Genomic DNA, 20,844 nt, shown 5'->3' on the forward strand with positions numbered 1-20,844 from the left:
CGCCCGGGTCATTGCCACCCGGACCTCGTCGCCCTACGTTCGTACGGTCGCATCCATGAACGATGTTCACCTACCTGGTCCGTCATCTGGTCCGTCACCTGGAGAAGTCTCTGGCCGAGCAGCGGACCGGCTGCTGGAGGGAGCGTTCGATGGCCAAAATCCCGTTACCCCGGTGGTCCTTCGTGGTCACCGCCGTGCTGACCTGCGTCGCCGTCTGCGCCGGAGTCCTGCTCCCGGTCGCCCCGCCCCCGGCCGCCGCCGCGGCCGTGCACACGGCCGAGGGCGACCCGAAGACCGTCGTGATCGACGGAAAGCGGATGACCGAGGCGAAACGGCGGCTCCAGCGCGGCGATCCGGCGCTCAGGGCGGCAGCCGCGGCGCTGACCGCGCGCGCCGAGCGCTGGCTGGGACAGGGCCCCTGGACCGTCGTCGACAAACCGAGGCCCGCGCCCAGCGGCGATCGGCACGACTACCTGAGCCAGGCGCCGTACTGGTGGCCCACCCAGCCCCGCACGCCCGAGAACCCCTGGGGCTGCCCGTACGAGCAGCGGGACGGCGAACGCAACCCCGAGGTCGACACCGGCACGGACCGCCCCGACATCGGCAAGGTCGTGGACTCCTCCGTCACCCTCAGCCTCGCCTGGTACTACACCGGGGACGCCCGGTACGCACGGCACGCGGCGACCGTGCTGCGGACCTGGTTCGTCGACCCGGACACCCGGATGAACCCGCACCTCAAGCACGCGCAGTTCATCCCCTGCAAGTACGAAGGCCGGGCGATCGGCATCATCGACTTCTCGCAGATGCACACCAGCGTCCTGGACGCCGTCGCCCTGCTCGACACCGGCGCGCCCGGCTGGACGCGCGCCGACCGCACCGGTGTGCGCGCCTGGCACTCCGCCTTCCTCGACTGGCTGCTGACCAGCCCGTTCGGCAAGGAGGAGGCGGCGGCGAAGAACAACCACGGCACCTTCTACGACCTCCAGGTCGCCGCCCTCGCGCTGGCCACCGGTGACCGCGCGCTCGCCCGCTCGATCGTGCGCGGCGTACCGGCGAAGCGGATCGATCCGCAGATCGCCGCCGACGGGAGCCAGCCGCAGGAGCTGCGGCGCACCCGCAGTTGGCACTACTCCACCTTCGACCTCGTCGCGTACACCCGGCTGGCGAACATCGGCCGGCAGGTCGGCGTGGACCTGTGGGCGCACCGCGGGCCGCAGGGGCAGAGCCTCGCCAAGGCCGTCCACTACCTGCTGCCGGCCGCCACCGGGGCCGCCGGCTGGCCCCATCCGGAGCTGGACTTCCGCCGGTACGCGGCCACCGACGTGGTGCACGCAGCCGCCGACGCGGGCGACCGCCGCGCCAAGGCGGCCGTGCCGAAGCTCCAGGCGCCGCCGGGCGGGGACATCTGGGCGCTGCGGCCGGCCGCCGAGCAACTCGACTCGATCGCCGGCTGACCGCCGGTACGCACCGGCGGACGGGGAGAAGGGCCCCGGGCGGACGGGGTGGCAGTGGGTCCGCCCGGGGCCGACTGTGGGGCGGGCGCCGGTCAAGGGCGCCCGCCGGTCAGGGGCTGCGCTCGGCGACGGTGCGATCGACGGGAGCGGCGGGGTCCGTCGACGCAGGCGCCGCACTCGTCCGCCCGGCCGAGCGCAGCACCCCTGCGCCCAGCACCAGACCCATCGCCAGCGCCGTGACCAGCCCGAAGGAGACGACCAGGCTCGTCGCGTCGGCGACCGCACCGATGGCGGACGGCGCGATCAGCCCGGAGGTGTACGTGATGGTGGCGACGCCCGCGATCGCCTGGCTGGGGCGCGGGCCGCTGCGCCCGGCAGCGGCGAAGGCGAGCGGGACGACGACGGCGACCCCGAGGCCCAGGAAGCCGAAGCCGGTCAGCGCCACCGCCGGGTGCGGCGCGCTCACCACGAGCAGTCCGCCGAGGGTCGCCAGCACCCCGCCCGTACGGACCGTGCGCACCGGCCCGAAGCGGTCCACGATGCGGTCGCCCGCCAGCCGCGCCACCGCCATGGTGAGGGCGAACGCGGTCGTCGACGCGGCGGCGAGACCGGGCGAGGTGTCCAGTACGTCGCGCAGGTAGACCGCGGACCAGTCCAGGCTGGCGCCTTCGGCGAAGACCGCGCAGAACCCGATCGCGCCGATCACCACCGCCGACTTGGGCGGCAGCGCGAACCGCGGCGGCGGCTCCTCGTCGGGGGCGCTGCGCTGGTCGAGTACGAACTGGCAGGCCAGCAGGCCGAGCACGGTGAGGACGGCGGCGGCGAGTGCGTGGTGCACCCGGGCGTCGGTGTCGAGGTGGGCCGCGAGGGTGCCGCCGGCCGAGCCGACGAGCGCTCCGGCGCTCCACATCCCGTGCAGCCCCGACATGATCGACCGGTCGAGGCGGTTCTCCAACTCGACGCCGAGTGCGTTCATCACCACGTCCGACATGCCCGAGGTCGCGCCGTACACGAAGAGCGCGGCGCACAGGCCGAGCAGATTGGGCGCGAGGGAGGGCAGCGTCAGCGACAGCGTCCACAGGGCGAGCGTCACGCGCAGCGCGGTGCGGGCGCCGAGGCGGTGGCTGACCGCACCCGCCAGCGGCATCGCGAGCGAGGCGCCGATCGCGGGGAAGGCGAGCGCGAGACCGAGTTGACCCGCGCTGACGTCGGCGTGGTCCTGGATCCAGGGGATCCGGGTGGCGAAGCTGCCGGTCACCGCGCCGTGCACGCAGAAGACCGCGGCGAGGGCGAACCGGGCCCGCCTCAGCCCCGCCGGGCCCTCGACCTTCACGTCCCCCATGCTCCTGCCCCTCCCATTGGCGGTTGCGCGTCCTGGCGTAAACTATCAGGAACCTTGCCTGATAGTTAGCTCGTGCGCCAGTCCTTTCTCGTCTGGGTTTCGTCCGCGTTCCACAGCCGCCCCTCGCCAGGCCGGGGGAAGCCGATCTGGAAGGATTCCGGCATGGCCGCATCCCCGAGCACCGCCCGGGTCATCAATGACCGTCTCGCCCTGCGCTTTCTCCAGGACGAAGGGCCGTTGACGGCAGGGCAGTTGAAGTCCCTGACGGGGCTCTCCCGACCCACCATCGCGGACCTGGTCGAGCGGCTCCAGGTGTCCGGCCTGATCGGCGTCGTCGGCGAGGCGGGCGCCCAGCGGCGCGGCCCCAACGCACGGGTGTACGGGATCGTCGCCGACCGCGCCCACCTCGCCGCGCTCGACGTGCGCACCCAGGGCGTCTCCCTCGTCGTCGCCGACCTGCTCGGGCACACCCTCGCCGAGGCGTCCCTCCCGATCGACGCCGGCAGCGGCACCGGCCCCGCGGTCGCCGCCGCGGTCTCCCTGCTGGAGCGCACCGCGGCCGGTGCGGGCGCGTCCCGGCTGCACACCGTGGCCATCGGCGTACCCGGCCTGATCGACCCGGCCACCGGCGACCTGCGGGATTCGGGCCTGCCCGGCTGGCACCGCAGCCTGGTCGGCGCGCTCCAAGACAGGCTGTCCGCGCGGATCGTGCTGGAGAACGAGACCAACCTCGCGGCGGTGGCCGAGCAGCGGGCCGGGGCCGCGCGCGACCGCGACACCTTCGCCTTCCTGTGGTTCGGCGTCGGCGTGGGCGCCGGCCTCTTCCTCGACGGGCGACTGCGCCGGGGGGCGTCCGGCGGCGCGGGCGAGATCGGTTTCCTGCCCGTGCCGGGGACCGGCGGGCTGCCGTCCAACGCCGACTGCTCCGGCGGCTTCCACTCACTCGCCGGCTCGGCGGCGATCTGCGCCCTCGGGGCGGAACACGGGCTCCCCGTCGACGAGGCGGCGCCGTCGCCCGCCGCGGCGGGCGTGGTCGCACGGGCGGTGGCCGCAGGCCATGACGCCTTCCTCGACGCCCTCGCCGACCGCGTCTCCGTCGGCGCGGCCGGGGTGGTCTCCGTGCTGGACCCCGGCTGCGTGGTCCTCGGCGGTGAGGTCGGGCTGGCGGGCGGGACGGAACTGGCGTCCCGGGTCGCCGCGCGGCTGGTCGGCCTCAACCCGCTGTCCACCGAGGTCCGCCCGGGCGAGCTGGGCGGCTCGGCGATCGTGCGCGGCGCGCTGCTCACCGCACGCGACCGGGCGCAGGACCAGCTCTTCGCGCCCAGGGCGTAGCTAGGGCCCGTGCGTCTGGACGCAGCCGCGGTTCCCCTTCGGGAGCGTTGGTCTCTGCGCGAACAACCACAGACGGGCCGCGGACGCCATGACCGCACACGCGCCACGGCGCCAGCGCGCCAGCCAAGGCGCGGCACTGCCGCATGGGACCTCGCGGGCACGACCTAGCCCGTGCCCGCGGCCTTTCGGCGGGACGCGGCGGTGGTGGTGCCGGTGCGGGAACGGTTGGTGCGGATCTCGTCGTGGTGGTCGGCAGCCCAGCCGATGAGTTGCTTGACGATGCCGATCAGGCCGCCGCCGAGCGGGGTGAGCGCGTACTCGACGCGCGGTGGCACCTCGGCGTAGGCGGTACGGCTGATCAACCCGTCCTCCGCGAGTTGGCGAAGGGTGCGGGTCAGCATGCGTTGGGAGATGCCAGGGATCTGGCGCTGCAAGTCCGTGTAGCGCAGCGGGCCGCCCTCCAGGACGGCGACGATCAACATGCTCCACTTGTCGCCCACCCGGTCGAGCACCTGGCGGACGAAGTCCATGTGCTCGACGGGGATGCTCGCGCACGGTCCGACCGAAGCCGCCGTCCCCATGTCCGCGCTGTCCTGCATGGCGCCCGTTCCTCTCCGTCGCGCACACCGATGTGCCTTTTGTACCGCCTTCGATACTGGCTCATAGTGGCGTTACGAACAAGCAGTAGGAATTAGAGGTCAGGTCCGAGGTGCGAACGGCGAAGCCGCCCACGCCCTCGCGCTCGATCCACCGACCTGACCGCAGACCTGATCCACCCGCCCGCCGGGCATGCGATCTCCTCGTGTCCCGGCGGTCCCAACCCGGAAGGGAATTCAACCGTGCCCACTCTCGCCATCGTCGGCGCCGGCCCCGGCATGGGCCTGGCCATCGCCCGCACCTTCGGCAGCCGCGGCTTCGACGTCGCCCTGATCGCCCGCACCAAGGAGAAGTTGGAAACGCTGGTCGCCCAGCTCGGTCGGGAAGACATCACGGCCGCCGCGTTCCCCGCCGACATCCTCGACCGCGCCTCGCTGACCGACGCCCTGGACGCGGCCAAGGCCCGCTTCGGCGCCATCGACGTACTGGAGTACTCGCCGGCCCCGCACTCACCGGTGCCCGGTCTCACCCTGGCCGCTCCCTCGGAGGTCACCGTGGACAATCTGCAGCCGATGATCGAGTACGGCTTCTACGGCGCCGTCGCGGCAGCCCGGGCGGTACTGCCCGCGATGCGCGAGGCGGGCGCCGGGACCCTGCTGTTCACCACCGGCGGCGGTTCCGTGGACCCGGTGCCGATGTTCGGCAACGCCAACGCGGCGCAAGCAGCCCTGCGCAACTGGGCGCTCAACCTGAACAAGGAACTGGCCGGCAGCGGCGTGCACGCCGCCCACGTGGCGATCAACGTCTGGATCGGCGGGGGCGGCCCGGAAGGCAGCCCGACGGCCACGCCCGAGCAGATCGCCCCCCTGTACTGGGACCTGCACGAAGCGCGCGACCGCTCCGAGGCCGTCTTCGGCTGAACAGGAGCGGGAGCGAGGGCGGCCGTCGGGCGCGGTCAGTGCCTCACGCGGGACGCCGCGCGGCGCTCCAGGTAGATGCCGGTGAAGACCGCGACCTTCGCCCGCAGCACCCAGGGGTCGAACGGCTTGCCGATGTAGTCGACCGCGCCCGCCGCGTACCCCCGGGCCGAGTGCTCGGGGTCGGCGCCCATCGCGGTGAGGAAGATGATCGGCACGTTCGAGTTCCGGTTGCGCCGCTTGATGTGGGCCGCCGTCTCGTAGCCGTCCATCAGCGGCATCTGCACGTCCAGGATGATCACCGCGAAGTCGTCGTGGTCCAGCAGCGCCTTCAGCGCCTCGCGTCCGGACGACACCGCCACCAGCTCCTGGTCGAGCGTCGACAGCACCGCGGTCATGGCCAGGAGGTTGTCCGGCTGGTCGTCCACGACCAGCACCTTCGGCAGGGTGCGGTCCTCCGGCAGCGGGCCGACCGGCCCCACGGCCGCCGCCGGCCCCGCGCTGGCCGCCGTCACGCCCTCCACCGCCTCCAGTTGACGTTCCAGGAGCCCGCAGCGCTGCTCCGCCCGGTCGCGCTGGAGCCGGGTCGCCGCCAGCTCCTCGCTGAGCCGCCCCACCTCGCCGCGCAGCTCGTCGCGCTCCCGCAGCAGGTCCGACGCCCCGGGAGCCGCGGCGGCCAACCGGTCCGCCCGCTCCCGCTCGACGCTCCACTCGGCCTCCAACTGCCGCAGCCGCACTTCCAGGTCCGCGATCCGGTGCTGCCGGTCGAGCAGCGCCTCTCCGAGCGCGTCACCGCGCACCGCCTGCCGCCGCGAGACCCGGTCGGCGTCGGCCAACTGCCGCTCCAGCACCTCCACGGCGTGCCGGGGGGACCCGGCGGTCGCCACCGCGGAGCGGTGCAGCGTCCGCACCAGCTCGATGGCGGCGGGGGTGGCCGGGGTGCCCAGGTGCTCGGCGAGATCGGTGAACAGGTCCATCACCACCTCCCACGGCGGTACGCGGGTGCCGCTGAGGTAGCGCGAGAAGGTCCCGGCGTCCCGGACGCGCCGCACCGCGTACCGCCGCACCGACACCTCCAGGCCCAGGAACAGCCGGCGCAGCGCCATCGCCAACTCCCGGGACTCCTTGCTCAGATCGGGTGCGAGCGGTCGCAGCTCAGCCATGCCCCTCACCGCCCTCCGGTGCCCCCGACGAGCGCACCGACGGGTGCACGGGCGGGGTCGGTGCCGACGCGTCGGGGGCCACCAGCCCGTTGAAGAACGGCACCGCGACCCCGGCCGCGGCCAGCCCGCACAGCACGCTGCGCGCGGCGCCCTCGCCCGCGAGCGCCGCGAGCACCCCGGCGCCCACGCCCACGAGGACGGCCAGTAACAGCACCAGAGCGGACCTGGGCGACAGAAGTGGTCGTTCCATCGCGTCCCTCCCTCTCTCGCCCGGCCGGACACCGGCGGGGACACCATCTCCCCCCGGCGGTCGCGGGAGGGCGAGCCCAGCATGGAGGGCCGGCGGTGCGTTGCGCCTGCCGATTGGGGAACCGGCAACGTTGGCAGCCGCGACGCAGCGCGCACCCGCCCGCGGCGCGGCCCGTCGGCCCAGGTCACGGGCGGGCGCCGGCCGTAGGACGCGCCCGGCGCCCGCCCGCCGTTGCCCGGCAACACCGCCCGTTGCGGAGCCGGCCGCACCGCCCGCCCGGGGTACGCTCCCGCCCGTCGAACATCCGTGGGAAGCGTGGAGGTGTGGGGGACGTGACGACGAGGCTGCGCTGCGCCGTACTCGACGACTACCAGGGGGTCGCCCGCTCGTTGGCCGACTGGTCGCGCATCGCCGACCGGGTCGAGACCCGTTTCATCACCGAGCACCTCGGCTCCCACGACGAGGTCGTCCGGGCCGTGGGGGAGTGCGAGATCCTCGTCGTGATGCGCGAACGCACCCCCTTCCCGGCCGAGTTGCTCGACCGGCTGCCCCGGCTGCGGCTGCTGATCACCTCCGGCATGCGCAACGCCTCCCTCGACCTCAAGGCAGCCGCCGCCCGCGGCGTCACGGTCTGCGGCACGGCCAGCAACTCCACCCCGCCCGCCGAACTGACCTGGGCCCTGATCCTCGGCCTCGCCCGGAACGTCACCGTCGAGAACGCCGCCCTGCGCTCCGGCGGCCCCTGGCAGCAGACCGTCGGCACCGATCTGCACGGCCGACGGCTCGGCCTGCTCGGACTCGGCAAGATCGGCACCCAGGTGGCCCGGGTCGGCGCCGCGTTCGGCATGGAGGTGACGGCGTGGAGCCAGCACCTCGACCCCGAGCACGCCGCCGCGCAGGGCGTGGTCGCCGCGGCCTCCAAGGAGGAGCTGCTGGAGCGCAGCGACGTCGTCTCCGTACACCTCGTGCTCGGCGAGCGCACCCGCGGGCTGATCAGCGAGCCCGAACTGCGCCGGATGCGGCCCACCGCCCTGCTCGTCAACACCTCCCGCGCCGCGATCGTCGACCAGACGGCGCTGCTGCGGGCGCTGCGCGAGGGCTGGATCGCCGGCGCCGGCGCGGACGTCTTCGAAACGGAACCCCTCCCGACCGACCACCCGCTGCGCACGGCGCCCCGCTTCCTCGCCCTGCCGCACCTGGGGTACGTGACCCGGCGCAACTACGAGGGGTACTTCCGGGAGGCGGTCGAGGACATCGAGGCGCATCTGGCAGGTGCCCCGGTCCGGCTGCTGGCCTGAGCACGGGTGCGTCCGTCGGAACGCCCGGCGGCGGCAAGGGCCGGGACTCCACCGCCGGGCGTCCGCACCCCGCGCGCGAGCGGAGTGCGCCCGAGACTAAAAGGACTAGACCATTGCGTCAATAGGGTGGCGGACAAGCCCAGTTGAACGGCCGCCCGGCGTCGATCCGGAATCAACCCACGAGCCCCTGTGAGTCACCCCACAGGAGGTCACCCGTTTGGCTCATCGCCACGCGTGGCACACTGGGTTCGTATCAGCAGCAGCGCACTCCGGGGTCGGTGAAATTCCGAGCCGGCGGTTAAAGTCCGCGACCCGTCCGCCGCCAGCGGTCGGTTGACCAGGTGAAACTCCTGGACCGACGGTGAAAGTCCGGATGGGAGGCAGTGCGCGGCGGGCGGCCCTAGTCGGCACGTCGGCCGTACGGACGCTGATCGCCCCCTTCGCGGGCGGTCGGCGCTTTCGCGGCCCGGCGGCTGCCGTGGTGCACCACCCGCTCCTGTCGTCGATCGACGCGCCCCGGAGTCCGTGCCCGAAGAGGCAGGAGGACCCGGTGGCCACCACCGCCGACATCACCGCCATGCGCCGAGCCGTCGCGCTCGCCGCCCGCGGTCTCGGCGCGACCAGCCCCAACCCCGTCGTCGGGTGCGTCGTCACCGATGCCTCCGGCACCGTCGTCGGAGAGGGCTACCACCAGCGCGCCGGCGGCCCGCACGCCGAGGTCCACGCCCTGCGCGCGGCGGGCGACCGGGCCCGCGGCGGCACCGCGTACGTCACCCTCGAACCCTGCAACCACACAGGTCGCACCGGCCCCTGCGCCCGGGCGCTGATCGACGCCGGCGTCGACCGGGTCGTGTACGCGGTGGGCGACCCGAACCCGCAGGCCACCGGTGGCGCCGCGACCCTGCGCACCGCCGGCGTGACCGTCGAGGGCGGTCTGCTGGCCGCCGAAGCCGAAGCGGGCAACACCGCCTGGCTCACCTCCGTGCGCACCGGCCGCCCGCACGTCGTGTGGAAGTACGCCGCCACCCTCGACGGCCGCATCGCCGCCGCCGACCGCACCAGCCGCTGGATCACCTCGCCCGAAGCCCGGGCCGACGTCCACCGGCTGCGCGCCGAGGCCGACGCCGTCGTCGTCGGCTCCGGCACCCTCAACGCCGACGACCCGCACCTCGCGGTCCGCGGCGTCGAGGGCGCGACCCAGCCGCTGCGGGTCGTCCTCGACACCCACGCCACGATCCGGCCGGACGCCCGCGTCCTCGACGCCGCCGCCCCCACCCTCGTCGCCGTCGGCGCCGACGCCGACACCGGCGAGATCCCCGGCGCCGACGTCGTCAGGCTCCCCGCCGACCCCGACACCGGCGCCGCCCTGTCCGTCCCCGCCCTGCTCGCCGAACTGCACGCCCGGGGCGTGCGCTCGGTCCTCCTGGAGGGCGGCCCCACCCTCGCCGGTGCGTTCGTCGCCGCCGGCGCGGTCGACAAGGTCGTCGGCTACCTCGCCCCCGTCCTCCTCGGCGCCGGCCCGGCCGCACTCGGCGGCGCCGGAATCAGCACGATCGCCCAGGCGTTGCGGCTCGACATGACCGAGGCCGTACGCATCGGGCCGGACCTGCGCATCACCGCCGTCCCCGCCACAGCACCCAAGGAGCGCTGAAGTGTTCACCGGAATCGTCGAAGAGCTGGGCGAGGTCACCGCCGTCGAGGACCTCGGCGACGCCTCCCGCTTCCGTCTGCGCGGGCCGCTCGTCACCGAAGGCGCCCGACACGGCGACTCCATCGCCGTCAACGGCGTCTGCCTCACCGTCGTCGAGACGGCCGACGGCGAGTTCACCGCCGACGTGATGGCCGAGACCCTGAAACGCTCCGGCCTCGGCGCGCTCGACGTCGGAGCGCGCGTCAACCTGGAGCGCCCGACCCCCGTCGGCGGGCGCCTGGGCGGACACATCGTCCAGGGCCACGTCGACGGCGTCGGCACCATCACCGCCCGCACCCCCTCCGAGCACTGGGAGGTCGTGGAGATCGCCCTGCCCGCCGCGCTCGCCCGGTACGTCGTAGAGAAGGGCTCCATCACCGTCGACGGCGTCAGCCTCACGGTCGTGGACGCGGGCGACGACCGGTTCACGGTCAGCCTGATCCCCACCACCCTCGCCCTGACCACGCTCGGCGTGAAGCAGCCCGGCGACCCGGTCAACCTGGAGGTCGACGTGATCGCCAAGTACGTCGAGCGGCTGCTCGGCCCCCGGGCCGGGGAGCCGGCGCGGTCGGAAGAGACGCCCCGATGAACGCGGTCTCCTGGCTGAACGCGGAGGCGTTCACCGCCTTCGGACAGCACATCCTGTGGTCCGACATGATCGGCAGCACCATCGGCCTGTTCGCCCTCGCCCTCGGCTGGCGCCGCTCGGTGTGGACCTGGCCCGCCCAGCTCGCCTCCGGCGCCGTCCTCGTCGCCGCGTACGCCTCCGCCCAGCTCAGCGGTGGCGTCGGCAAGCAGCTCCTGGTCATCGCGCTCGCCCTGTGGGGCTGGCAGCAGTGGACCCGGGGCAACCGCCGGGCGCAGGACGGCTCCGTCGCCGTGCGCTTCGCCACCTGGAAGGAGCGCGGACTGCTCGCCGGCGGGGCGCTCGTGGGCACCCTCGCCGTCGGTGGGCTCTTCAGCCTGTACCCGTCGCTGTCCTGGAGCCCCTGGGCCGACGCGTACATCTTCGTCGGCACCCTCGTCGCGATGGTCGCCCAGGCCCGCGGGCTCGTCGAGTTCTGGTTCGCCTGGCTGCTCGTCGACCTCGTCGGCGTGCCCCTCGCCTTCAACAGCGGCCTCGCCTTCTCCGGCCTGGTCTACGTGATCTACTTCGCCCTCGTCCTGTGGGGCCTGCGCGACTGGTGGCTGCGCTCGCGCACCCCCGCCCTGGAAGGAGCACCGGCATGACCACGGCTCCCACGTGGTACTCCACCGACAACGTGGAGGACCTCGCCCTCGACCCCGTCGAACAGGCAGTCCACGACATCGCCGCCGGCCGGCCGGTCGTGGTCGTCGACGACGAGGACCGCGAGAACGAGGGCGACCTCGTCATCGCGGCCGAGAAGGCGACCCCCGAGATCGTCGCCTTCATGATGAGCGAGTGCCGCGGGCTGATCTGCGCCCCCATGGAGAGCGAGGAGCTCGACCGGCTCGACCTCCCGCAGATGGTCGAGCGGAACACCGAGTCCATGCAGACCGCCTTCACCGTCTCCGTCGACGCCGCCCCCCGGCACGGCGTCACCACCGGCATCTCGGCCGCCGACCGCGCCACCACCCTGCAACTGCTGGCGAACGGCACGGCCGCACCGGGCGACTTCGTCCGCCCCGGCCACGTCTTCCCGCTGCGGGCCAAGCCCGGCGGAGTGCTCACCCGCAACGGCCACACGGAGGCCGCAGTCGACCTCGCCCGGCTCGCCGGGCTGCGCCCCGCCGGCGCGATCGTGGAGATCGCCGGCGAGGACGGGGTGATGCTGCGGCTGCCGGAGCTGATCCCCTTCGCCCGCAAGCACGGGCTGACGATCATCTCCATCGAGGACCTGATCGCCTACCGCCGCGCCTCGGAGCCCACCGTCCGACGCGAGGCCGCGGTCGACCTGCCCACCGCCTTCGGCCGGTTCACCGCCTACGGCTACCGCTCCACCCGCGACGGCGTCGAGCACGTCGCCCTCGTCCACGGCGACCTCGGCGACGGCGCGGACGTCCTCGTGCGCGTCCACTCCGAGTGCCTGACCGGCGACATCTTCCACTCCCTGCGCTGCGACTGCGGACCCCAACTCCAGGAGTCCATGCGGCGCATCGTCGAAGCCGGCCGGGGCGTGGTGGTGTACCTCCGCGGCCACGAGGGCCGCGGCATCGGACTGATGTCCAAGCTGCGGGCGTACGAGCTCCAAGAGCGCGGCCGGGACACCCTGGACGCCAACTTGGAGCTCGGACTGCCCGCCGACGCCCGCGACTACGCGGCCGGCGCCCGGATCCTCGCCGACCTCGGGGTACGCGGCCTACGGCTGATGACCAACAACCCCGACAAGATCAGCGCGCTGGAGGAGCACGGCCTGACCGTGCACGGCCGCGAGCCGATGCCCCTCCAGGCCGGCGAGCACAACCTGCGCTACCTGCGGACCAAGCGCGACCGGATGGGGCACGACCTGCCCTGGCTCGACCCCGGCACGGTCTCCACCTGCAGCAGCCAGTAGCACCACCCCGACCATCCGAGCACCATCACCCACCACCCACCACCCACCACCACCCACACCTGCACCGAGGAGAAGCGTGAGCGGCAAGGGCGCACCCGAACTGTCCGTACGTAACTGCGGGGACCTCCGCGTCGCCGTGGTCGCCGCCCAGTGGCACGAAAAGGTGATGGACGGCCTCGTCGAGGGCGCCCTGCGCGCCCTGCGCGAACTCGGCATCGACGAGCCGACGCTGCTGCGCGTCCCCGGCAGCTTCGAGCTGCCCGTCGTCGCCAAGGTCCTCGCCGGCCGCGGCTACGACGCCGTCGTCGCCCTCGGCGTCGTCATCCGCGGCGGCACCCCGCACTTCGAGTACGTCTGCCAGGGCGTCACGCAGGGCCTGACCCAGGTCTCCGTGGACACCGGCGTCCCCATCGGCTTCGGGGTGCTCACCTGCGACACCGAGGAGCAGGCCCTGGACCGGGCCGGCATCGAGGGGTCGCGCGAGGACAAGGGGCACGAGGCGGTGACCGCCGCCGTCGCCACCGCGGCGACGCTGCGCTCCGTGAGCGAGCCCTGGCGCTGAGCGGGCCGCCCGGACCCCGTACCCTGGGACCACCATGGCGAACACGAACCGCAAAAGCTTCGAAGAACTCTTCGCCGAGCTCCAGCTCAAGGCGGAGACCGGCGACCCCGCCTCCTCCCGCACCGCCGAACTGGTCGACAAGGGCGTCCACGCCATCGGCAAGAAGGTCGTGGAGGAGGCCGCCGAGGTGTGGATGGCCGCCGAGTACGAGAGCAAGGAAGCCGCCGCGGAGGAGATCTCCCAGCTGCTCTACCACGTCCAGGTGATGATGGTGGCGCGCGGGATCTCCCTCGACGACGTCTACGCCCACCTCTGAGCCCTCCCGCCCGACCCCTTCCGTTCGACCAGCTCCCATCCGCCCAGCACGCATCCGTAGATCACAGAAGGAAGCCGATCACTCATGTTGCGCATCGCCGTCCCCAACAAGGGTTCACTGTCCGGGCCTGCGGCGGCGATGCTCCATGAGGCCGGCTACCAACAGCGCAAGGAGTCCAAGGAGCTGGTGCTCGTGGACCCCGAGAACGAGGTCGAGTTCTTCTACCTCCGCCCGCGCGACATCGCGATCTACGTCAGCTCCGGCCGGCTCGACATCGGCATCACCGGCCGTGACCTGCTGCTGGACTCCGGCGCGAACGCCGAGGAGATCCTCCAGCTCGGCTTCGCCCGCTCCACCTTCCGCTACGCCACCCGGCCCGGCACCGCACGAGGTGTCCAGGACTTCACCGGCATGACCGTCGCCACCTCCTACGAGGGCGTCGTCGCCAAGCACCTCGCCGAGCAGGGGATCGACGCCTCCGTCGTCCACCTCGACGGGGCCGTGGAGACCGCCGTCGAACTCGGCGTCGCCCAGGTCATCGCGGACGTCGTCGAGACCGGGACCTCCCTGCGCAACGCGGGCCTGGAGATCGTCGGCGAGCCGATCATGACGTCCGAGGCGATCGTCATCCGACGCACCGGCGCCGAGTCCGACGACCCCAAGGTGCAGCAGTTCCTGCGCCGCCTCCAGGGCGTCCTGGTCGCCCGCAGCTACGTGATGATGGACTACGACTGCCGGGTCGAGCACCTGGAGCAGGCCGTCGCCCTGACCCCCGGCCTCGAATCGCCCACGATCTCCCCGCTGCACCACGAGGGCTGGGTGGCCGTCCGCTCGATGGTCGAGGCCAAGGAGGCCCAGCGGGTCATGGACGACCTGTACGAGTTGGGCGCCCGCGCCATCCTCACCACCGCCATCCACGCCTGCCGGCTCTGAGGACCCTGCGAACCATGTCCACGCACCAGCCCGGACCCCCCGCGCTCCCCGTCACCTTCCGTCCCGGCCGCACCCGCGTCGTGCTGCTGTGCGTCGGCACGGTCATGTTCACCGTGATCAGCGCCGTCGGGCTCACCCTCGACCGGCTCAGCGCGGGGGAGCGGGCCAGCTTCGTCGTCACCGCCGGGCTCTTCCTCTTCGTGCTCTACCTGCTGGCCCGGCCCAAGGTCGTCGCGGACGAGGACGGCGTCACGGTCGTCAACATCACCCGGGTGCGCCGGCTCGCGTGGGCCGAGATCCTGCGGGTGAACCTCCGCCCCGGCGACCCCTGGGTCTACCTCGACCTCAGCGACGGCACCAGCCTGCCCGCGCTCGGCATCCAGCCGGGCATCGCGCAGAGCAAGGCCGTCGCGGACGCCCGCGCACTGCGCGCGCTGGCCGAGTCCCGGAGCAACCCGTCCCGGAGCACCCCGGGCACTGCCTGACCTGCCGGAACCCGGTCGTCAGGACGACGGCGGGTCCTGCGGGCCGCGCTCCAAGGGGCCGCGGCCCGACAGGACCTCGCCGTACGCCTGCATCAGATCGGGCAGCCGCAGGGTCGACAGGTCCTCCCGGGTCGGCGTGCCCGGATAGCCGGAGAGCCGCAGGTCGCGGTAGGCGCAGCTCTTCTCGTACAGCGTGCGCAGGAAGCGGCCGTTGCCCAACTCGTCGATCCAGCGCTGGTCGACCACGTGGCCGCAGATGGAGCGCAGCTCCTCGATCGACTCCTCGTCCCAGCTGTCGCCGTTCTCCGCGGCCAGCACCTCGCCGATCGCGGTCAGCTCCAGCGGACGGTAGGAGGGGAAGTCGACCCTGGTGGCGAAGCGCGAGGTCAGCCCGGGGTTGGCGGTCAGGAGGCGATCCATCCCCTCGGGATATCCGGCGAGGATGACCACCAGGTGATCGCGGCTGTCCTCGGCGCGCTTGAGCAGGACCTGGAGCGCCTCGTCGCCGTAGGCGTCGCCCTTGGCGTAACCGGAGTTGGACAGGCTGTACGCCTCGTCCACGAAGAGGACGCCGCCGAGCGCCGAGTTGATCAGGTCGTTGGCCTTCACCGCCGTCTGACCGAGGAACTCGCCCACCAGGTCTGCGCGTTGCGCCTCCACCAGGTGGTCGCCGCCGAGCAGCCCCAGCGCGTAGAAGACCCGGCCGAGTATCCGGGCGACCGTGGTCTTACCCGTGCCGGAGGGGCCGGAGAAGACGAAGTGGCGCTTCGGCGGCTGTACCGGCAGGCCCTGGCTGGCCCGTAGCCGCGCCATCTCCAACTGCGCCGACAATGCCTTGACCTGCCGTTTGACCGGTTCCATCCCGACCATGCGCTCCAACTCGGCCAGCGCCTGGGCGAGCAGTACGGGATCGGTGGGGCCGGAGGGGAAGAGCGGGGGAGCGGAGGACGCCGAAGCGGACTCGCGGCGCCGGATCGCCTCGGGCGCGGCGGCGGGGTCCGCTCCGGGCGGCTGGGTCGCCGCCTCGGGCGGGACGGTCGGATCGAGCGGGGACGGCGGCTCGCCACCGGGGCGCGGCTCCGTCGCCGCCGGCCCCTCCGCCTCGACCTCCGTCGCCTCCTGGCCGTAGCCGGCGAGGCTGACCGCCAGGCCCGCCGCGTCGTAGCCGGTGGCGACGTCCACCCCGTCGAGTCCGTCGTACTCCGCGATCGCGGCCAGCCGCGCCGAGGTGTCCATGAACGCCGGGTCGATGCGGTGCACCGCGCGGTACAGCGGCAGGGCCGCCGCGGTCCGGCCGGTGCCCTCGTGGGCGCGCGCCAGCCAGTACCGCAGCTCCTTGCGCTGCGGCTGCTCGCTGCGGCACCGCATCAGGGCGGTGGCCAGCAGCGGTTCCGCCTGTCCGTACATCTCCAGGCGCACCCGTGCCATTCCGGCGAAGAGCCCGGCTTCGATCCCCAACAGCGGATCGTGGACCAACTGCTCGGTGTGCCGGACCAGTTGTTCCCAGTCCTTGACGAGGTACGCGCGGCAGGCGTGCAGGAAGCGCACCTGAGGGTCGGCGTCGATCGGCGGCAGCCCGGCGAGCGCCCGGTCGAGCTCCGGGACGTGGCGGCCGTCGAGCCAGTGGGAGGCGTGGGCGAGCAGGAGGTCGCGCGGGCTCTCCAGGACCGGCTGGACCCACCAGCCGAGCCAGTACCAGGAGTTCAGGGTCCGGCGGTGGCGGTGGCGCTGCTCGCCGAAGCGGTCGCGGGCCCGGAACATGCGGAGCAGGGCGTTCGCCGTGTCCACGCGCAGTGCGTGGAGCCCGAGCCAACCGTCGGCCATCCCCGGGTCGAGCCGTACGGCGGTGCGGAACTCCTCTTCGGCCTGCGGATACGCCCCCATGGTGTACGCGTCGACACCGCGCACCCAAGCGAGGTCGGCCGGGGCTGGTCCGCCCTGCGTGCCGATGTCCATCAGGTCCCCCACAAGTACACCGACGTAAACCACCTTGTCGCGGACGGGAATTGGCCCGGCCGGGGCCCCATCGAAGGGCATCGTACCTGCGGGGGGACGCCTGGCTTAAGGCCACCGGGGAGTGATCCGGCGACGGTGACCGTGGGTTAGGAGCGGCGGCCGGCGGCGGCGCGACGAAGACAGAACGAAGCCCCCGATCACGGGGGAACAACCGGGGGCTTCGCGTCTGCGGCAGCTTCGAAAAGCCGCACATTGAGAACGTAAGACCTGGACACCCCCCGGGTCAAGCGGAGTTCGGGCACTGATGAGGCGGATTCCCGACGCGGCGCACTGACCGGAGAGGGGTGTCACTCTATGTGATGATCCTATGCCCTCAAGCGGACGTCATCGGCCCCGGGTGCACCTCGTACCCCTCGGGGCACTCACGAACCAGTGCATCGGCGAACGCGCGCGAAGGATCGGCCAGGAAGTGTTGGGTCTCGGCCACGGTCCAGCTGTCCCAGAAGGCCGAAAGGCCGATTCCATCCCGTTGCCGGCCCCGCAGCCAGGACTCCTCGGGCGAGCGCTCCATCCACAGCAGTCGGGCCAGGTGCGGGCGCAGCGCCGCGCGGCCCGCGCCCACGCCCTCGATCAGCACCAGGGGGGCGGGCGGCAGCTCCCGCGCCGGGGCGAAGTGCCGCGCCACCCAGTCGTACGGCTCGTAGTGCGCCGTGATGCCCCGCGACAGCGGATCGACGACCTGGTCGAGCACCCGGCCCGTCCAGTCGAAGTACGCCTCGTGGCTGGCGAGGTCGTCGAGGTGCAGCACCGGCACGTCACCGCCGAGCACGGTGGCGAGGCGGCCGGCGAAGGTGCTCTTGCCCGACCCGGCGTGCCCGTCGACGGCGACCAGCCGCACCGGCCCGCAGGAGGGCGGCCCGGCGTACAGCGACTCGGCCAGTCGGTCCACATCGTCCACACCACCACCCTACGGGGGCCCGCGCGCCGCCGCCCCGCGTGCGGCGCCCGGCCCCTGACCGGGCGCGGAAGACGGCACGGGCTTCAGTGGACCAGACCAATATTGGTTGAACGACGCAGGCCCGGGACGCTGGCCGAAACGGCGAGCAGGGGTGATAGTGGCCTGCGGCGCGGCCCGCGGGCCGCCCACCGGCGGGCGGCAGCCCGCGCCATCCACTGGGCGCACTCGACTTGGGGGTTTCCATGGCCAGAGCCACTACGCGCAGGTCCGTGCTGGGTGCGGCGATCGCCGCGGCGGCCGGAGCCGGGGCGCTGTCCGCCTCCACCGCCGTCCCGGCACTCGCAGCGCCCGACACGCCCGACGTTCCCGATGCGCCCGTGAGGACCACCCGGACCGTGGACAACCGTTTCTGGACCTCGTACACCGACTGGCGCTGCGGCACTGCCGACGGCACCCGCGCCGCCCCCGGACAGCGCCCCGGGGTGGTGATCGACCGGGCCGTGGGCGTGGTGGACCACACCGATCCGCACACCGGACGGACCGAGCGCTACGAGTACGCCACCTGGACCTCGCCGTCACACCGGTCCGCGGTGCCGGCGACCGAGGTGGTGGCCTCGTGGAACGCCCACACCCCCGCCGGCACCTGGATCCAGGTCGAACTCGGCGGCACCTACTCGGACGGCACCGCCACGCCCTGGTTCGTCATGGGCCGCTGGGCGGCCGGGGACGGCGACATACGGCGCACCTCGGTCGACGACCAGACCGACGGCAGGTCGAGCATCTGGACCGACACCTTCTCCGTGAACGACCCGGCGAGCGGGCTGCGGCTGGCCGCCTACCGGTTGCGCCTCACCCTGTACCGCAGGCCGGGCACCCGTCCGACGCCCACGGTGTGGCGGCTGGGCGCGATGGCCTCGGACGTACCGGACCGCTTCACGGTGCCGGCGTCGGAACCGGGCCCGGCGCGCGAGTTGGCGGTGCCGCGCTACTCGCAGAACATCCACGCCGGCCGGTACCCGGAGTACGACAACGGCGGCGAGGCGTGGTGCAGCCCGACGTCTTCGCAGATGATCGTCGAGTACTGGGGGCGCAAGCCCACCGCCGACGACCTGGCGTGGGTGAACCCGACGTTCGACGACCCGCAGGTGTGCCACGCGGCCCGCCAGACGTACGACTACCAGTACAAGGGTTGCGGGAACTGGTCCTTCAACGCGGCCTACGCCGCCACCTACCCCGGGATGAACGCCGTGGTCACCCGGCTCGCCTCGGTCACGGACCTGGAGCGGCTGATCCGGGTGGGGATCCCGGCGATCACCTCGCAGTCCTTCCGCGCGGAGGAGCTGACGGGCGCGGGCTACGGCACGGCCGGCCACCTGATGACGGTCATAGGCTTCACCCCGGACGGCGACGTGATCGCCAACGACCCCGCGTCCGACGACAACGAGGCCGTGCGCCGCGTCTATCTTCGCCGCGAGTGGGAGAACATCTGGCTGCGGACCAAGCGGTACAACGCCAGCGGTCGGGTGGTGTCCGGCACCGGAGGCATCTGCTACCTCTTCTGGCCCGAGCGCCCCACGCCGGCCCAGCGCAAGGCACTGGCGGCCTTCGGCATCCACTGAGCGGCGCCCAGCGCCGCAGCTCAGCGCCGGCGGGAGGCGGGAATCGGGCCACCGGGACGGCTCTTTCCCCTGGTGACGCGGGTACGAAGATCGGGCATACTCGACGCGCCGACACAGCCGTGCAGCCGTTTCGCGATCCGGAAGGGCAGCATCGGCATGGCTAAAAAACCGGTGCTGCGTGCACCCAACCATGGGGCGCGCCACCCGCATCGCCCGAGAGGGAGGAGAGTGCCGCAATGCCCGACCGCCCCCCGCAGCCGGTGGAACGTGAGCTGCCGACCGACGAGGCCAGGGACCTGATCGCCCTGGTGCGAGACATCGCCCAGCGGGAGATCGCCCCCCGGGCCGCCGAAGAGGAAGACGCCGGCCGCTTCCCCCGGGACACCTTCGCCCTGTTGTCCGAGTCGGGACTGCTCGGCCTCACCTACGCGAGCGAGTACGGCGGCGGAGACCAGCCGTACGAGGTGTACCTCCAGGTCCTGGAAGAGCTCGCCGCGGCCCGGCTGACCGTCGGCCTCGGCGTCAGCGTCCACGCGCTGTCCTGCCACGCCCTGGCCGGCTACGGCACGAAGGAGCAGCAGTCCGAGCACCTGCCCGCGATGCTCGGCGGCGGGCTCCTCGGCGCGTACTGCCTCTCCGAGCCGTCCTCCGGCTCCGACGCGGCGTCCCTGCGCACCCGCGCCGTGCGCGACGGCGACGACTGGGTGCTCACCGGCACCAAGGCGTGGATCACCCACGGCGGCGTCGCCGACTTCTACACCGTCTTCGCCCGCACGGGCCAGGACGGGCCCCGGGGCATCACCGCCTTCCTGGTCCCCGGCGACGCCGAGGGGCTGGCCCCCGCCGCGCCCGAGAAGAAGATGGGCATGAAGGGCTCGCCCACCGCCCAACTCCACCTCGACGGCGTACGGGTCCCCGACGGCCGGCGCATCGGCGACGAGGGACAGGGCTTCGGCATCGCGCTCGCGGCGCTGGACACGGGCCGGCTCGGCATCGCCGCCTGCGCGGTCGGCGTCGCCCAGGCGGCGCTGGACGAGGCCGTTCGCTACGCCGCGGGGCGGCGGCAGTTCGGCCGGCCCATCGCGGACTTCCAGGGGCTGCGGTTCCTGCTCGCCGACATGGCCACCAAGGTGGAGGCGGGGCGGGCGCTGTACCTCACCGCCGCGCGGCTGCGGGACGCCGGCCGGCCCTTCTCCAAGCAGGCCGCGATGGCGAAGCTGTTCTGCACGGACGCGGCGATGAGCGTCACGACGGACGCCGTGCAGGTGCTCGGCGGCTACGGCTACACCGCGGACTTCCCCGCCGAGCGATACCTGCGCGAGGCCAAGGTCCTCCAGATCGTGGAGGGCACCAACCAGATCCAGCGGATGGTGATCGCCCGTCATCTGGCGGGACCCGAATCCCGCTGACCCGGGCGGGGTGACACGAGAACGGCGCTCCACTGGGGAGTCGGCAC

Annotated in this window: 20 protein-coding genes and 1 riboswitch; of the genes, 14 read left to right on the forward strand and 6 right to left on the reverse strand. The window is 73.1% G+C overall.

The annotated features are described in order from the left end of the window. The first annotated feature begins 149 nt into the window (after nt 1–149). The gene (locus ABZ842_RS25430) at nt 150–1,454 is read left to right on the forward strand and encodes an alginate lyase family protein (RefSeq protein ID WP_361540949.1); all 1,305 of its coding nucleotides are present in this window, start codon (nt 150–152) and stop codon (nt 1,452–1,454) included. A gap of 109 nt (nt 1,455–1,563) precedes the next feature. Here the strand turns inward: ABZ842_RS25430 and ABZ842_RS25435 are convergent, their stop codons facing one another. Continuing rightward, a complete protein-coding gene (locus tag ABZ842_RS25435; protein WP_361540952.1) occupies nt 1,564–2,796 on the reverse strand; it encodes an MFS transporter in 1,233 nt (410 codons plus the stop codon). A 162-nt stretch (nt 2,797–2,958) separates the two neighbouring features. Here ABZ842_RS25435 and ABZ842_RS25440 point away from each other — a divergent pair, with 162 nt between their 5' ends. Further along, nucleotides 2,959–4,128: an ROK family transcriptional regulator gene (locus tag ABZ842_RS25440; protein ID WP_361540955.1), complete on the forward strand. Its 1,170-nt coding sequence runs from the start codon at nt 2,959–2,961 to the stop codon at nt 4,126–4,128. Between the two features lie 164 nt (nt 4,129–4,292). Here the strand turns inward: ABZ842_RS25440 and ABZ842_RS25445 are convergent, their stop codons facing one another. Beyond that, nucleotides 4,293–4,727: a helix-turn-helix domain-containing protein gene (locus ABZ842_RS25445; RefSeq protein ID WP_361540958.1), complete on the reverse strand. Its 435-nt coding sequence runs from the start codon at nt 4,725–4,727 to the stop codon at nt 4,293–4,295. Between the two features lie 240 nt (nt 4,728–4,967). On the opposite strand from ABZ842_RS25445, the gene ABZ842_RS25450 reads away from it, so the two are divergent. Further along, the gene (locus ABZ842_RS25450) at nt 4,968–5,645 is read left to right on the forward strand and encodes an SDR family NAD(P)-dependent oxidoreductase (RefSeq protein WP_361540961.1); all 678 of its coding nucleotides are present in this window, start codon (nt 4,968–4,970) and stop codon (nt 5,643–5,645) included. Nucleotides 5,646–5,680: 35 nt separating this feature from the next. Here ABZ842_RS25450 and ABZ842_RS25455 read toward each other — a convergent pair whose 3' ends face one another. Both ABZ842_RS25455 and ABZ842_RS25460 read right to left on the reverse strand, forming a co-directional pair. Next, nucleotides 5,681–6,805 carry a response regulator gene (locus tag ABZ842_RS25455; protein ID WP_361540964.1) on the reverse strand — a complete coding sequence of 375 codons (1,125 nt, stop codon included), beginning with the start codon at nt 6,803–6,805 and terminating at the stop codon, nt 5,681–5,683. Beyond that, the gene (locus ABZ842_RS25460; RefSeq protein WP_361540966.1) at nt 6,798–7,055 is read right to left on the reverse strand and encodes a hypothetical protein; all 258 of its coding nucleotides are present in this window, start codon (nt 7,053–7,055) and stop codon (nt 6,798–6,800) included. The genes ABZ842_RS25455 and ABZ842_RS25460 overlap by 8 nt, the downstream gene beginning before the upstream one ends. 332 nt (nt 7,056–7,387) lie before the next feature. Between ABZ842_RS25460 and ABZ842_RS25465 the strand changes: the two genes are divergently transcribed. The 9 genes from ABZ842_RS25465 to ABZ842_RS25505 all read left to right on the forward strand — a co-directional run bounded on the left by ABZ842_RS25465 (nt 7,388) and on the right by ABZ842_RS25505 (nt 14,855). Next, complete coding sequence (locus ABZ842_RS25465; RefSeq protein WP_361540968.1) at nt 7,388–8,353, forward strand: D-2-hydroxyacid dehydrogenase family protein; 966 nt, start codon at nt 7,388–7,390, stop codon at nt 8,351–8,353. A gap of 260 nt (nt 8,354–8,613) precedes the next feature. Next, nucleotides 8,614–8,744, forward strand: a riboswitch (FMN riboswitch). Nucleotides 8,745–8,903: 159 nt separating this feature from the next. Continuing rightward, entirely contained in the window at nt 8,904–10,004 is a 1,101-nt protein-coding gene (gene ribD / locus ABZ842_RS25470; RefSeq protein WP_361540970.1) for a bifunctional diaminohydroxyphosphoribosylaminopyrimidine deaminase/5-amino-6-(5-phosphoribosylamino)uracil reductase RibD, read from the forward strand. A 1-nt stretch (nt 10,005) separates the two neighbouring features. Further along, on the forward strand, nt 10,006–10,632 hold the full coding sequence (locus tag ABZ842_RS25475) for a riboflavin synthase (protein WP_361540972.1): 627 nt from the start codon (nt 10,006–10,008) through the stop codon (nt 10,630–10,632). Next, nucleotides 10,629–11,273 carry a nicotinamide mononucleotide transporter family protein gene (locus tag ABZ842_RS25480; RefSeq protein WP_361540975.1) on the forward strand — a complete coding sequence of 215 codons (645 nt, stop codon included), beginning with the start codon at nt 10,629–10,631 and terminating at the stop codon, nt 11,271–11,273. Before ABZ842_RS25475 ends, ABZ842_RS25480 begins: the two co-directional genes overlap by 4 nt. Beyond that, nucleotides 11,270–12,559 (forward strand): bifunctional 3,4-dihydroxy-2-butanone-4-phosphate synthase/GTP cyclohydrolase II, encoded by a 1,290-nt coding sequence (locus ABZ842_RS25485; protein WP_361540978.1) that lies wholly within the window; start codon nt 11,270–11,272, stop codon nt 12,557–12,559. Before ABZ842_RS25480 ends, ABZ842_RS25485 begins: the two co-directional genes overlap by 4 nt. Nucleotides 12,560–12,635: 76 nt before the next feature. After that, complete coding sequence (gene ribH, locus ABZ842_RS25490; protein ID WP_361540981.1) at nt 12,636–13,121, forward strand: 6,7-dimethyl-8-ribityllumazine synthase; 486 nt, start codon at nt 12,636–12,638, stop codon at nt 13,119–13,121. A gap of 34 nt (nt 13,122–13,155) precedes the next feature. Continuing rightward, on the forward strand, nt 13,156–13,437 hold the full coding sequence (locus ABZ842_RS25495) for a phosphoribosyl-ATP diphosphatase (RefSeq protein ID WP_361540984.1): 282 nt from the start codon (nt 13,156–13,158) through the stop codon (nt 13,435–13,437). 84 nt (nt 13,438–13,521) lie between these two features. After that, complete coding sequence (hisG, locus tag ABZ842_RS25500) at nt 13,522–14,370, forward strand: ATP phosphoribosyltransferase (RefSeq protein WP_361540987.1); 849 nt, start codon at nt 13,522–13,524, stop codon at nt 14,368–14,370. 14 nt (nt 14,371–14,384) lie between these two features. Next, nucleotides 14,385–14,855: a PH domain-containing protein gene (locus ABZ842_RS25505; RefSeq protein WP_361540990.1), complete on the forward strand. Its 471-nt coding sequence runs from the start codon at nt 14,385–14,387 to the stop codon at nt 14,853–14,855. Between the two features lie 18 nt (nt 14,856–14,873). Here ABZ842_RS25505 and ABZ842_RS25510 read toward each other — a convergent pair whose 3' ends face one another. Both ABZ842_RS25510 and ABZ842_RS25515 read right to left on the reverse strand, forming a co-directional pair. Continuing rightward, entirely contained in the window at nt 14,874–16,811 is a 1,938-nt protein-coding gene (locus ABZ842_RS25510; protein ID WP_361540993.1) for an AAA family ATPase, read from the reverse strand. Nucleotides 16,812–17,184: 373 nt separating this feature from the next. Then, nucleotides 17,185–17,769: a hypothetical protein gene (locus tag ABZ842_RS25515; protein WP_361540996.1), complete on the reverse strand. Its 585-nt coding sequence runs from the start codon at nt 17,767–17,769 to the stop codon at nt 17,185–17,187. A 242-nt stretch (nt 17,770–18,011) separates the two neighbouring features. On the opposite strand from ABZ842_RS25515, the gene ABZ842_RS25520 reads away from it, so the two are divergent. Together ABZ842_RS25520 and ABZ842_RS25525 are read left to right on the forward strand one after the other, a co-directional pair. Next, nucleotides 18,012–19,388 (forward strand): peptidase C39 family protein, encoded by a 1,377-nt coding sequence (locus tag ABZ842_RS25520; protein WP_361540999.1) that lies wholly within the window; start codon nt 18,012–18,014, stop codon nt 19,386–19,388. A gap of 236 nt (nt 19,389–19,624) precedes the next feature. After that, on the forward strand, nt 19,625–20,797 hold the full coding sequence (locus ABZ842_RS25525) for an acyl-CoA dehydrogenase family protein (protein WP_361541002.1): 1,173 nt from the start codon (nt 19,625–19,627) through the stop codon (nt 20,795–20,797). The last annotated feature ends 47 nt before the right edge of the window (nt 20,798–20,844 follow it).

The sequence above is a fragment of the Streptomyces sp. NPDC047315 genome (assembly GCF_040643215.1).
GTDB lineage: Bacteria > Actinomycetota > Actinomycetes > Streptomycetales > Streptomycetaceae > Streptomyces.